This window comes from Rhodoferax koreense (assembly GCF_001955695.1).
GTDB classification, from domain to species: domain Bacteria; phylum Pseudomonadota; class Gammaproteobacteria; order Burkholderiales; family Burkholderiaceae_C; genus Rhodoferax_B; species Rhodoferax_B koreensis.
In genome coordinates this window covers 5,296,562-5,308,815 of record NZ_CP019236.1, presented here as the reverse complement: position 1 = coordinate 5,308,815, position 12,254 = coordinate 5,296,562, and the positions used below count along the sequence as shown (strand labels likewise).

Genomic DNA, 12,254 nt, shown 5'->3' with positions numbered 1-12,254 from the left:
CCGTCGTTTACGCGGGCTTTACGTCGTTCAGTTCCGGGCCCCCTGCGCCAGTTCCGGCACCGGTCCCACATACCGTCCCCGCGGCCGGATCACCTGCGCCACGCCCAGTTGCTCCAGGCTGTGCGCCAGCAGCCCGACGCTGCGCGCGGTGGCGAACAGGCCGAACGCCGCATCGGCTGGCAGCCGGTGGTGCGCCACCAGCGCGGCCAGGGCCACGTCGATGTTGGGCTGCAGGCCGGTGAGTTGCGTCGCCTGCTCGATGAAGCGCGCGATCACCTCTGGCGGTTCGAACAGCGCCAGCAGGGCCGCCGCGCGCGGGTCGCCGTCGGGGTAGAGGTGGTGTCCGAAGCCGGCCAGCGGCATGCCGGTGGACAGGTAATGGGCCAGCACCCTGTCTTCGCCGAGGCGTTCCACTTCGCTGAACAGCGCCTGCACCCGGCCGGAGGCATCGCCGTGCAGCGGTCCCGAGAGCGTGCTGAGCCCGGCCAGCAGGCAAGCCGGCAGCGAGGCGCCCGTCGAGGCCGTGATGCGAGCGACGAAGGCGGAACTCGTCAACTCATGGTCGACCAGCAGGACCATGGCCGTGCGCAGCAATTCGGCCACCTCGGGTTGCAGTTTCCAGCCTTGTGCAAAGCGCAGGTGCAGCGGTTCGCGCCCGGGCTGTGCGCCGAAGGCGTTGGCCAACTGGCCCACCAGGCCCTGCCCTTCGTTGTGCAGCACCCGGGTCAACCGGCCGCGTGTGGAATGCCCGTCGGCCGCCAGTCCGGCCAGGGCCGTGAATGCGGCGACCCGGCCCGGGCCAGGCCGGGCAGGACGCGTGGATCTGGCGGAGGGCGGGGCGGCGAAGTCGATGGGTTGACCCGCATCCCACAGCAATTGGGCCACTTCTTCCACGTTGGCCGAACGGGCCAGGCCGATGGCGTCCTGGCCGCGGTAATAAGGGCGTCCACGGAAGAACGCGCACAGCGCCGTCGGGATGCTCGGCTCCGAGCCGAACAGCGTGTTCGCAGCGAGGGTCTCGTGTTTGCGGCCAGCCTGCTTGCGCTTGGCGAGATTGGTCACGTCTTCCGCGCGGTACAGGCTGCGGCGGGTGTCGGTCGGGTCGGGCGTGACTTCGAGCTTGCCGCGGCTCACGTAGGCGTAGATCGTCTGCGGCCTCACACCCAGTTGCTCGCACGCCTCGTTCATCGAAATCCAGGAAGCCATGATGGAACTCAAAAATATATATATTGATTTTATACGTCAAGATTGACCAATTAATCAATACATTCATACCATGCGTCCATCTCCGAACGCCTCCCTTACGCCATGAAACCCCAGGTCCTCCAACTCAATCCGATCCTGATCCCCGCGGTCAACGACAAACTCGCCGAGCGCTACACCGTTCATAAATTCTTCGAGGTGGCGGACCAGGCCGCCTGGCTGCGCGAACATGGCGCCTCCATCGTGGCGGTGACCACCGGCGGGCACACCGGCATCTCGCGCGCTGTGCTCGAGCAGTTGCCCAAGCTGAAGGTCGTGGCGGTCAACGGCGTGGGCACCGACGCGGTGGACCTGGCCTATTGCCGCGAGCGCGGCCTGCCTGTCACCGCCACCTTGGGTGCGCTGACCGAAGACGTGGCCGATCTGGCCATCGGCCTGCTCATCGCGGCCTGCCGCAACCTGTGTGCCGGCGACCGCTTCGTGCGCGGCGGCCAGTGGGAGCTGTACCCGCAGCCCAGCGCCATTCCGCTGGCGCGTCGCTTCAGCGGCATGCGCATCGGCATCGTCGGCATGGGCCGCGTGGGCCGGGCCGTCGCCGTGCGCGCGGCCGCTTTCGGCTGCACGATCAGCTACACCGATCTGCGTCCGATGGAAGACGTGGCGCACCGCTTCGTGACGGATTTGCTGGACCTGGCGCGGGACGCCGATGCGCTGGTCTTGTGCGCCGCGGCCGACAAGGCCGAGGGCATCGTCAATGCGGCCGTGCTCGACGCACTCGGGCCGCGCGGCTTCCTGGTCAACGTGGCCCGTGGCCGCTTGGTCAACGAGACCGACCTGACCGCGGCGCTGGTCGCTGGCCGCATCGCCGGCGCAGGTCTGGACGTGTTCGTCGACGAGCCGCGCGTGCCGCTGGCGCTGCGCCAGTCCGATAGCGTGACCCTGCAGGCCCACCGCGCCAGCGCTACCTGGGAGACGCGCACGGCGATGGCCGAGATGGTGCTCGCAAGCATCACGCAGGCGCTCGCCGGGGAGCGCCCGGCGATGAGTCTGACCACCTGAAGCGCGGGCCGGCACCGGCCCGGTACATCGGCCACCCATCCAAAAAAAAGGAGACACACCATGTTGACGCGAGCTTTCGCCATCACCCTGGCCACCACGGCCATCAGCCTTGGCGTACTGGCCCAGGCCCCCGCCCAGGCCCAGGCCCAGGCCCAGGCTTATCCTTCCCGGCCGGTGACCCTGGTGGTGCCGTTTCCGCCAGGCGGCGGCACCGACACGGGCGGGCGGATCATTGCCGAGCAGCTGGGCCGGCGCTGGAACCAGACCGTCATCGTCGACAACAAGGGTGGCGCGGCGGGGCTGATCGGGGCGGATGTCGTCGCCAAGGCCAAGCCGGACGGCTACACCCTGCTGCTGGGCAACATTGGTACGCAGGCCATCAATCCATCGCTCTACGCCAAGCTGCCGTACGACCCGGACAAGGCCTTCACTCCGATCTCTCTGCTGGCCGAGTTGCCGTTGGCGATGATGGTCAATCCCGCGGTCCCCGCGAAGACCGCAGCCGAATTCGTCGCCCTGGCCAAGTCCGAGCCGGGCAAGCTCAGCTACAGCAGCGCGGGGGCCGGCGGAGCGCCGCACCTGGTCGCCGAGATGTTCAAGGACCAGACCGGCACCTTCGTCCTGCACGTGCCTTACCGCGGCGGCGGTCCGGCCATCGCCGACCTCATCGCCGGCCATGTGCAGTTGTCCTTCATGACGGTGCTGGAAGCGTCCGGGCACATCAAGGCCGGCAAGCTGCGCGCCCTGGCTGTGACCGGCGACAAACGCGTGCCGGCCTTCCCCGACGTGCCCACGCTCTCGGAGACCGTGCTTCCGGGCTTCAACGCGATCTCATGGCTGGGCTTGCTGGCGCCGGCAGGCACGCCGCAGGACATCGTGGACAAGATCGCCGCCGACGTGCGTGCCGTGCTGGCCGATGAAGCGGTCAAGGCGCGGATCGCATCCTTGGGCGGCGTGCCCCGCGCAACCTCGCCGCAGGAGTTCACCAGGCTGATCGCGGACGACCGTCGACGTTACGCCCAGATCATCCGCAGCCGCAAGATCAGCGCCGAATGAGCACGGCCATGTGCGAGCGCCCCGCCGAAGCCATCCCAGCCAGGGCGAACTTCATCTTTCCCGCGCTTGAGCCAACCGCCTTGGCCATCGCTGGCGCCACTGCGTCATTCCCCGTCGGCCGCGTGTATTGCATCGGCCGCAATTACCGCTGGAGCCCGGACGAGCCGGCGCCCGCCGAGATGCCGGCCTGGTTCATGAAGCCTGCCAATGCGGTGGTGCCGGCGCACGGCGTGTTGCCATATCCGCCGGGCACGGGGGAGTTCTGCCACGAGATCGAGCTGGTCGTGGCCGTTGGCCTGGGGGGCCGTGACATCGATCCGGCCCAAGTGGAGGCGCATCACATCTGGGGCTATGCGGCAGGCCTGGACCTCACGCGTCGCGACCTGCAGCAGCGGGCCAAACGGGCCGGCGGCCCATGGGAGCCCGCCAAGGCCTTCGACCACTCGGCCCCGTGCACGCCGCTGGTGCCGGCGACGGCCTGCGGCCATCCGCGGCGCGGCGCCGTGTGGCTCAGCGTCAATGGCATCGCGCGCCAGCGCGCCGATGTGGCCGAACTGCTGTGGCCGGTACCGGCGCTGGTGGCGATGCTGTCGCGCTCCGTCACGCTGATGCCCGGCGACCTGGTGTACACCGGCACCCCCGTTGGTGTCGGGGTGCTGCACCCCGGCGACTCCGTCGAAGGTGGCGTCGCCGGCATCGGCCAGTTTTCCATGACCGTGGGTGGCCGGCCCGCCGCGGTCTCCAGCCCACCATGACAGGAGACTTACCCTGATGACAAACCACCCCCCCAAGATCGCGCTGGTCACCGGCGCCGGCAGCGGCATCGGCCGGGCCGCGACCCTCGGCTTGCTGGAAGACGGCTTCAGCGTCGTGCTGGCCGGCCGTCGCGCCGAACCCCTGCAAGCCCTTGCGGCCGAAGCCGAGGCGCGCGGCCAGACCGCGCTCGCGGTGCCCACCGACGTGACCGACCCGGCCAGCGTGGAAGCGCTGTTCGCCGCCATCGAACAACGCTTCGGCCGGCTCGACGTGTTGTTCAACAATGCCGGCGTGAACGCCCCGGCGCTGCCGATGGACGAGTTGCCGCTGGAGAAATGGTTCGGTGTCCTGAACACCAATGTGTCGGGCGTCTTCCTGTGCGCGCGCGCGGCGTTCGGGCTGATGCGCCGGCAGACCCCGCAGGGCGGGCGCATCATCAACAACGGCTCGATCTCGGCGCATGTGCCGCGACCCTTCACCGCGCCCTACACCATGAGCAAACACGCGGTGACGGGGCTGACCAAGGCACTCGCGCTCGACGGTCGTGCCTTCGGCATCGTCGCCAGCCAGATCGACATCGGCAATGCGCTGACCGAACTGTCCGAACGCATGACGCGCGGCGTGCTGCAGGCCAACGGTACGACCGCGCCCGAACCCATGATGGACGCACGCCACGTGGCCGACGCCGTGCGCCACATCGCCGCCATGCCGCTTTCGGCCAACGTGTTGAACATGACGGTCATGGCCAGTGCCATGCCCTTCGTCGGGCGTGGATGACCGCGCCGCCCATTCATCAAAACCACCTGAAGGAGACAAGACATGCAACTGAGATCCCTGTTCAAGGCCCTGGCCGTTTCTGCGGCCTGCGCCATGGTGCCGGCCCTGGCATCGGCCCAGGCCTACCCCACGCACCCCATCAAGATCATCGTGCCTGCCCCGCCGGGCGGTGCGATCGACATCATCGCGCGCATCGTCGGCGACAAGATCGGCGCGGCCATGGGGCAGCCCGTGATCGTTGACAACCGCCCCGGTGCGTCCAACAACCTCGGCACCGCGGTGCTCGCCAAGTCGGAGCCGGATGGCTACACCATCGGCATCGTCGGCGGCAGTCACAACATCAATAAGTTCCTGTTCAAGAACCTGGGCTGGGACCCGGAAAAAAGCTTCGAGCCGATCGTCTACACCCACGAGGTGCCGCTGGTCTTCGCCATCGCGCCGCAGATTCCCGCCAAGACACTGCCCGAGTTCATCGCCTGGATGAAGGCCAATCCGAACGATGCCAAGGTGGCTACCTCAGGCCGTGGCAGCGCCCAGGAGATGGCGGCCGAGATGTTCCGCATGGCCAGCGGCGTGCCGATGCTGCTCGTGCCCTACAAAGGCTCGTCCGCCGCGCATCCCGACCTGCTGGCCGGGCGCACCGCACTCTACATCGATACCATCAGCGCCATCCAGTCGCAGGTGAAGGCCGGCAACGTGCGCGCTGTCGCCGTGACGACCAGGAAGCGGGCCCTGTCGCTGCCCGACGTGCCGACCGCGGACGAACAAGGCCTCAAGGGTTACGACGCCAACACCAACGGCGGCTTCCTCGCGCCGGCCGGCACGCCCAAGGCCATCATCGCCAAGCTGAATGCCGAGATCAATGCCGCCCTGAAGCTGCCCGATGTGCGGACCAAGCTGGAAGCGGCCGGCATCGAGATCCAGGGCGGCACGCCGCAGGAATACGCCGCGCTGATCAAGTCCGACCTGGTCAAGTGGGGCAAGGTGGTCAAGGAGGCGGGTATCCAGCCGGATTGACAGCCACCTAGCTCGCCCGTTCCATCACCTCGGCCAGCCAATCCACGAAGACCCGCACACGCGGCGAGAGTTGCCGGTTGTGGGGGTATAGGACCGAGACCGTCATCGGCTCGGGCCGGAAGTCGGCCAGCACTTCGCACAGCCGGCCATCGGCGAGCATCGGTGCGATGTGGTACCTCGGCAACTGGATGAGTCCCAGGTGCGCCGCGCAGCAAGCGTGGTAGGCGTCGGCGTCGCTGACCGCCACCACGCCCCTGAGCTGAACGCTTTTGGTGGCACCCTCGACGATGAAATCGAACGGCATCGGCTTGCCGGTGCGCTGCGACAGGAAGCTCACCGCCCGGTGGCCGCGCAGCGCCTCTACCGTGTCGGGCGTGCCGTGCCGGGCGAGGTATTCACGGCTGGCGCAGGTGACCTGCTGCAGCGATGCCACGCGCCGCGCCACCAGGCTGGAGTCGCGCAGCTGGCCGGCACGCAGCACACAGTCCACCGCCTCGCGCACCAGGTCCACATCGCGGTCGCCCAGGCCGATCTCGAGTTCGATCGCGGGGTAGCGCGCGAAGAAGTCGCCGATCACCGGCAGCACGAAATGTTTGGCCAGCGTGCCCTGCAGGTTCACGCGCAGCTTGCCGCGCGGTGGACCGCCGGCCTTGTCGAAGACAGCCTCGGTTTCCTCCAGGTCGCTCAGCAGGCGTTGACACCGCTCGTAGTAAGCCTCGCCATCGGGCGTGGTGCTGACATGGCGGGTGGTGCGATGCAGCAGCCGCGTGCCCAGACGTCGTTCGAGTTCCTGCATGCCCAGCGTGACGGTCGCGCGTGGCAATTGCAGATCGTCGGCGGCCTTGGTGAAGCTGCCGAGTTCGACGATGCGGGTGAACAGCCGCATGGCCTGGAAACGCTCCATGACAGTCGGTTATTGTTTAGATTAATTGAATAGTACAGCCAATTACACGTATTTATTTCTGTCTGAATAACCAGAACAATTCATCCCATCGACGCATCAACTGGAGTTTCAACATGCACAAGGTCACTTCTTCCAATCAAGTCGCCATCGTCACCGGCGCCTCGCGCGGCATCGGCGCGGCCATCGCGCAGCGCCTGGCACGCGACGGCTTCCACGTGGTCGTGAACTATGCGGGCAAGGCCGAAGAAGCCGCCGCGGTGGTTCGAACGATCGAAGCCACCGGTCGCAAGGCCGTGGCCGTGCAGGCGGATGTGGCCGACGCGGACGCCGTCAAGCGCCTGTTCGACAGCGCCGTGCAGGCCTTTGGCCGCATCGACGTGCTGGTCAACAACGCGGGCATCATGCCCTCCACGCTGCCGATGCTCGCCGACACCGACGACGCCACCTTCGACCGGCTGTTCGCCGTGAACGTGAAGGGCACGTTCAACACGTTGCGCGAAGCCGCCGGCCGGCTGGAACAAGGTGGCCGCATCGTCAACTTCTCAAGCAGCCTGGTCGGGACGGCCTTGCCCGGTTACGCGGTCTATGCCGCGACCAAGAGTGCGGTCGAGACCTTGACCAACATCATGGCCAAGGAGTTGCGCGGCAGGAACATCACCGTCAACGCCGTGGCGCCTGGCCCGACGGCCACGGCCTTGTTCCTCGACGGCAAGACGCCCGAGCTCATCGAGCGCCTGTCCAAGGCCAATCCGATGGAACGCCTGGGCACGCCGGACGACATTGCGAATGCGGTGTCGTTCCTGGCGGGCCAGGATGGGGCCTGGGTCAATGGCCAGACGCTGCGCGCCAATGGCGGAATGGTCTGAAGGCCCGGGGGCTCAGCCGTCGATGCTCGCTTCGCTCCAGCCGCCACCGAGCACCTTGTACAGCGTCAACCGGTTCGACTGCTCGGTGAGCAGCAGACCGATCAGCGACTGTTGCGAGGTGTACAACGAACGCTGCGCATCCAGCACGTCGAGGTAGCTGCCGCCGCCGCTGCGGAAGAGCGCCTGCGACAGTTCGTAGCTGCGCGTGGTGGCGGCCACCAGCGCCTGCTGCGCGGCCAGCCGCTCGGCCAGGGTGCGGCGCTCGGCCAGGACGTCGGCCACCTCGCGGAACGCGGTCTGCAGTGTCTTTTCGTAGGTGGCGATCTGGATGTCGCGCTGCACCTCGGCCACGCGCAGGTTGGCGCGGTTCACACCGCCGTCGAACAGCGGGATGCTGATCGATGGCGCGAAGTTCCAGGCCTTGTTTGTGCCCTCGAAGAGCGTGGACAGCGAACTGCTCGAGAAGCCCGCCGCCGCCGTCAGCGTGATGCGTGGATAGAAGGCCGCACGTGCCGCGCCGATGTTCACGTTGCTGGCCTGCAGCGCATGTTCGGCGGCCAGCACGTCGGGCCGCTGCTGCAGCACGCTGGAGGGCAGATCGGCTGGCGGTGCGAGCAATTGCGCCGAGGGCTGGGCGGACATCAGCGTCTCGGTCGACGGCAGCAGTTCGGGCGGCGGCATGGCGCCGACCAGCAAGGCCAGCGCATTGCGGTTCTGCTCGACCACGCTGTCGAAGTTGGCGGCGTCGGCCCGCGCCGTCTCCACCGTGCTGCGGGCCTGGGCCAGCGCCAGGCCGGACTGGGCCCCGAGCGCATGGGCTTTCTCCACCAGGTCGTAGGAGCTTTGCTGGCTGGCCAGCGTGCCGCGCGCGAGTTGCAGGCGCTGCATGTTCGCCGCCAGTTGCAGCCAGGCGCCGGCCACCGAGGCCACCAGGCTGATCTGCGTGCTGCGCTGGGTTTCCTGGGTGGCGAAAAAAGTCTGCAGCGCGGCGTCGCTCAGGTTGCGCACCCGGCCGAACAGGTCGATCTCGTAGCTGGTGAGCGCCAAGTTGGCGTTGTATTGCGTGGCGATGCGCGACTGTCCGCTGGCCGCCGTGCTGCCCGGTGTGCGGGTGCGGCTGCCGCCCACGCCCCCGTTGACGGTCGGCAACCAGGCCGACTGCGCGATGCCGTACTGCGCCTGTGCGCGGTCGATGTTGAGCGCGGCCACGCGCAGGTCGCGGTTGTTGGCCAGCGCCAGCGCCACCACGCCGCGCAGCCGTTCGTCGATGAAGAAATCGCGCCAGCCGGTCTGCAGCGGCGAAGCGGTGCCGGTCGGCGGGAGAGGCGAAGTCCAGGCCGCGGGCACGGGTGCCGCGGGCTGCTGGTAGCTCGGCGCGAGGTTCATGCAGCCGGACAGCATGGCCAGCGGCATGGCCGCCAGGGCAAAGGATCGTGTCAGGCGGAGCATCAATGCGCTCCCTGTTCCGCAAGCGTCGCCGGACTCGCTGGACTGGCCTTGCGTTTTTCGAGGAAGCCGCGGATCAGCGCGAAGAACAGCGGCACGAAGAAGATGCCGAGCGCCGTGCCGACCACCATGCCGCCCAGCACCGCGGTGCCGATGGACTGTCGGCCACCAGCGCCCGCGCCGGTGCCGATAGCCAGCGGCAGCACGCCGAAGCCGAAGGCCAGCGAGGTCATCAGGATCGGCCGCAGCCGCAGCCGCACCGCCATGAGCGTGGCGTCGAGCACACTCCTGCCCTGTTCCTGCAGCTGCTTGGCGAACTCCACGATCAGGATCGCGTTCTTCGATGACAGCCCCACCGTGGTCAGGAGGCCGACCTGGAAGTAGACGTCGTTGGACAGCCCGCGCAGCCCGGTGAACAGCAGCGCGCCCACCACCCCCAGCGGCACCACCAGGATCACCGAGAACGGCACCGACCAGCTTTCGTACAGCGCGGCCAGGCACAGGAAGACGAACAGGATCGAGATCGCGTAGAGGGCCGGGGCTTGCGCACCGGACAGCCGCTCCTGGAACGAGGCGCCGGTCCATTCGTAGCCGATGCCCGGCGGCATCTGTTTCATGACGTCATCCACCGCGGCCATCGCCACGCCCGAGCTCACGCCGGCCGCCGCGTCGCCCACGAACTCATAGGCCGGGCTGCCGTTGTAACGCTGCAGTTGCGGCGAGCCGTAGCTCCATCGCGTGCTGGAGAAGGCCGAGAACGGCACCATCTGGCCCAGCGTATTGCGCACGCTCCAGCGGTCGATGTCCGAGGGCAGCATGCGGAACTCGGTGTCGCCCTGCATGTACACGCGTTTCACCCGGCCCTGGTTCAGGAAGTCGTTCACGTAGGTGCCGCCCATGGCCGTGGACAGGGTGGTGTCGATGGCATTGGTCGTCAGGCTCAGCGCGCCGGCGCGTGCGTCGTCGATGTTGACCGCGAATTCGGGCGTGTCCTCCAGGTTGTTGCTGCGCACGCCCGTCACTTCCTTGCGTTCGGCGAGCAGCTTGATGGCCTGGTCGCGCGCCTGCACCAGCGCTGCGTGGCCGAGGCCGTTGATGTCCTTCAGGAAGAAGTTGAAGCCAGCGTTCGCGCCCAGGCCACGCACGGCAGGCGGTAACTGCACGAAGACACGCGCATCGCGGATGGCGGCCAGGTCCTTGCTGGAGCGCCGCGCGATGGCGGCGGCCGAATGCTCCTTGCCGGGGCGCTCTTCCCAGGGTTTGAGCTTGACGAAGGCCCGCGCGGAGCTCTGGTCGCCGTTCTGGCCGGTGAGCACGTTGATGGCGATCACCTCGGACTGCTTGGCGAAGTAGTCCTGCACCTGGCTCACCACAGGCTGCAGCCGTGCGTTCGACGAGCCTGGCGGCAGCGTGATCTGCACCGAGACGAAGCCCTGGTCTTCGTCCGGCAGGAACGAGGTCGGCAGGCGCAGGAACATCACCGCCATCGCCACGCACACCGCTGCGTAGACCAGCAGGCTGCGCTTGCCGCGATGGATGATGCCGCGTACCGCACCCTGGTAGCGGTCGGCGCTGCGGTCGAAGCCGCGGTTGAACTTCACGAAGAAGCGGTCCACGTAACCGAACAGGCCGCGGCGTGGCGTATGGTGCGGCGAGTGGTCGCCCTTGGCCACGGGCTTGAGCAAGGTGGCGCACAGCGCGGGGGTGAGCGTCAGCGCCACGAACACCGACAGCACCATGGCCGAGACGATGGTGATCGAGAACTGGCGGTAAATCACGCCGGTCGAGCCGCCGAAGAACGCCATCGGAATGAACACCGCCGACAGCACCAGCGCGATGCCGACCAGCGCGGGGGTGATCTCGGCCATCGACTTCTGCGTGGCCTCCTTGGGCGACAGGCCTTCCTCGCTCATCACGCGTTCCACGTTTTCCACCACCACGATGGCGTCGTCCACCAGCAGGCCGATGGCCAGCACCATGCCGAACATGGTGAGGGTGTTGATCGAGTAACCGGCCGCCGACAACACGCCGAAGGTGCCCAGCAGCACCACCGGCACGGCGATGGCCGGGATCAGCGTGGCGCGCAGGTTTTGCAGGAAGATGTACATCACCAGCACCACCAGCAGCATGGCCTCGACCAGCGCCTTCACCACTTCCTCGATAGAGGCGCTCACGAAGGGCGTGGTGTCGTAGCTCACGAAGGTTTGCAGTTGGTTGGGGAAGAACGGCCGCAGCTCGTCGAGCTTGGCGTTCACGGCCTCGGCCACTGCCACGGCATTGGCGCCGTCGGCCGGGACGATGCCCATGCCGGCCCCGGGCTTGCCGCTGAGGATGGAGCGCACGGTCAGGTTTTCGGCGCCGAGCTCGACGCGCGCCACGTCGCGCAGCCGCACCACCGCGCCCTCGGGCGTGGCCTTGAGCACCACGTTTTCAAACTGTTCCACCGTCTGTAGCTTGCTGCGCGCGGTGATGGTGGCGTTGAGTTGCTGGCCGCTGGTGGCCGGCAGGGCGCCGAGCTGGCCGGCAGAGACCTGGGCGTTCTGCGCGGTGAGCGCGGTGTTCACGTCATTCGGGATCAGCGCGTACTTGCGCAGCTTGTCCGGGTCGAGCCAGATGCGCATGGCATAGCCGGTGCCCAGGGTCTGCACCTCGCCCACGCCGTCGATGCGGCTGATCACGTCCACCAGGTTGCTGGTGATGTAGTCGCCCACGTCCACCGCCGAGGCACTGCCGTCGGCCGAGAACATCGACACCACCATCAGGAAGTCGTTGCCGCCTTTGGTCACGGTGACGCCGCGGCTCTGCACCGCCTGCGGCAGCCGCGACATCGCCTGCTGCAGCTTGTTCTGCACCTGCATCTGCGCCACGTCGATGTTGGTGCCGGCGTTGAAGGTGATGGAGATGCGCGAGATGCCCGAGGAATTGCTCGTGCCCTGCATGTAGAGCAGGTTGTCCAGGCCCTTCAACTGCTGCTCGATGACCTGCGTGACGGAGTCTTCCACCGTCTGCGCCGAGGCGCCGGTATAGGTGGCGTTGATGGACACGCGCGGCGGCGCGATGTTGGGGTACTGCTCCAGCGGCAGCTTGAAGATCGACGCCAGCCCGGCCAGCATGACGATGATGGACAGCACCCACGCGAAGATGGGTCGGTTGATGAAGAACTGGGCCAT

The 12,254-nt window shown here is 67.5% G+C and carries 10 protein-coding genes; 6 read left to right on the top strand and 4 right to left on the bottom strand.

The features are described 5' to 3' along the window. Window positions 1-27: 27 nt before the first annotated feature. A complete protein-coding gene (locus tag RD110_RS24550) occupies window positions 28-1,206 on the bottom strand; it encodes a citrate/2-methylcitrate synthase (protein ID WP_076203035.1) in 1,179 nt (392 codons plus the stop codon). Between the two features lie 102 nt (window positions 1,207-1,308). Between RD110_RS24550 and RD110_RS24545 the strand changes: the two genes are divergently transcribed. Genes RD110_RS24545 through RD110_RS24525 form a run of 5 tightly spaced genes read left to right on the top strand, consistent with a single transcriptional unit; the run spans window position 1,309 to window position 5,868 of the window. Beyond that, entirely contained in the window at window positions 1,309-2,262 is a 954-nt protein-coding gene (locus tag RD110_RS24545; protein WP_076203033.1) for a 2-hydroxyacid dehydrogenase, read from the top strand. A 60-nt stretch (window positions 2,263-2,322) separates the two neighbouring features. Continuing rightward, the gene (locus RD110_RS24540; protein WP_083686549.1) at window positions 2,323-3,318 is read left to right on the top strand and encodes a tripartite tricarboxylate transporter substrate binding protein; all 996 of its coding nucleotides are present in this window, start codon (window positions 2,323-2,325) and stop codon (window positions 3,316-3,318) included. Window positions 3,319-3,326: 8 nt separating this feature from the next. Continuing rightward, window positions 3,327-4,073 (top strand): fumarylacetoacetate hydrolase family protein, encoded by a 747-nt coding sequence (locus tag RD110_RS24535; protein ID WP_076205616.1) that lies wholly within the window; start codon window positions 3,327-3,329, stop codon window positions 4,071-4,073. Window positions 4,074-4,089: 16 nt separating this feature from the next. Further along, entirely contained in the window at window positions 4,090-4,851 is a 762-nt protein-coding gene (locus tag RD110_RS24530) for an SDR family oxidoreductase (RefSeq protein WP_076203030.1), read from the top strand. A 42-nt stretch (window positions 4,852-4,893) separates the two neighbouring features. Further along, entirely contained in the window at window positions 4,894-5,868 is a 975-nt protein-coding gene (locus RD110_RS24525) for a Bug family tripartite tricarboxylate transporter substrate binding protein (protein ID WP_076203028.1), read from the top strand. Between the two features lie 7 nt (window positions 5,869-5,875). On the opposite strand, the gene RD110_RS24520 is transcribed toward RD110_RS24525, so the two are convergent. Further along, complete coding sequence (locus tag RD110_RS24520) at window positions 5,876-6,772, bottom strand: LysR family transcriptional regulator (protein ID WP_076203025.1); 897 nt, start codon at window positions 6,770-6,772, stop codon at window positions 5,876-5,878. Window positions 6,773-6,885: 113 nt separating this feature from the next. Between RD110_RS24520 and RD110_RS24515 the strand changes: the two genes are divergently transcribed. After that, on the top strand, window positions 6,886-7,638 hold the full coding sequence (locus tag RD110_RS24515; protein WP_076203023.1) for an SDR family oxidoreductase: 753 nt from the start codon (window positions 6,886-6,888) through the stop codon (window positions 7,636-7,638). 12 nt (window positions 7,639-7,650) lie between these two features. Here RD110_RS24515 and RD110_RS24510 read toward each other — a convergent pair whose 3' ends face one another. Both RD110_RS24510 and RD110_RS24505 read right to left on the bottom strand, forming a co-directional pair. After that, window positions 7,651-9,087, bottom strand: coding sequence for an efflux transporter outer membrane subunit (locus RD110_RS24510; RefSeq protein ID WP_076203020.1), 1,437 nt, complete (start codon window positions 9,085-9,087; stop codon window positions 7,651-7,653). After that, entirely contained in the window at window positions 9,087-12,254 is a 3,168-nt protein-coding gene (locus RD110_RS24505) for an efflux RND transporter permease subunit (RefSeq protein ID WP_076203018.1), read from the bottom strand. Before RD110_RS24505 ends, RD110_RS24510 begins: the two co-directional genes overlap by 1 nt.

Coding starts and splice junctions, on each gene's coding strand:
- RD110_RS24550 (WP_076203035.1), bottom strand. CDS start 1,206: ATGGCTTCCTGGATTTCGATGAACGAGGCGTGCGAGCAACTGGGTGTG.
- RD110_RS24545 (WP_076203033.1), top strand. CDS start 1,309: ATGAAACCCCAGGTCCTCCAACTCAATCCGATCCTGATCCCCGCGGTC.
- RD110_RS24540 (WP_083686549.1), top strand. CDS start 2,323: ATGTTGACGCGAGCTTTCGCCATCACCCTGGCCACCACGGCCATCAGC.
- RD110_RS24535 (WP_076205616.1), top strand. CDS start 3,327: ATGTGCGAGCGCCCCGCCGAAGCCATCCCAGCCAGGGCGAACTTCATC.
- RD110_RS24530 (WP_076203030.1), top strand. CDS start 4,090: ATGACAAACCACCCCCCCAAGATCGCGCTGGTCACCGGCGCCGGCAGC.
- RD110_RS24525 (WP_076203028.1), top strand. CDS start 4,894: ATGCAACTGAGATCCCTGTTCAAGGCCCTGGCCGTTTCTGCGGCCTGC.
- RD110_RS24520 (WP_076203025.1), bottom strand. CDS start 6,772: ATGGAGCGTTTCCAGGCCATGCGGCTGTTCACCCGCATCGTCGAACTC.
- RD110_RS24515 (WP_076203023.1), top strand. CDS start 6,886: ATGCACAAGGTCACTTCTTCCAATCAAGTCGCCATCGTCACCGGCGCC.
- RD110_RS24510 (WP_076203020.1), bottom strand. CDS start 9,087: ATGCTCCGCCTGACACGATCCTTTGCCCTGGCGGCCATGCCGCTGGCC.
- RD110_RS24505 (WP_076203018.1), bottom strand. CDS start 12,254: ATGGCCCAGTTCTTCATCAACCGACCCATCTTCGCGTGGGTGCTGTCC.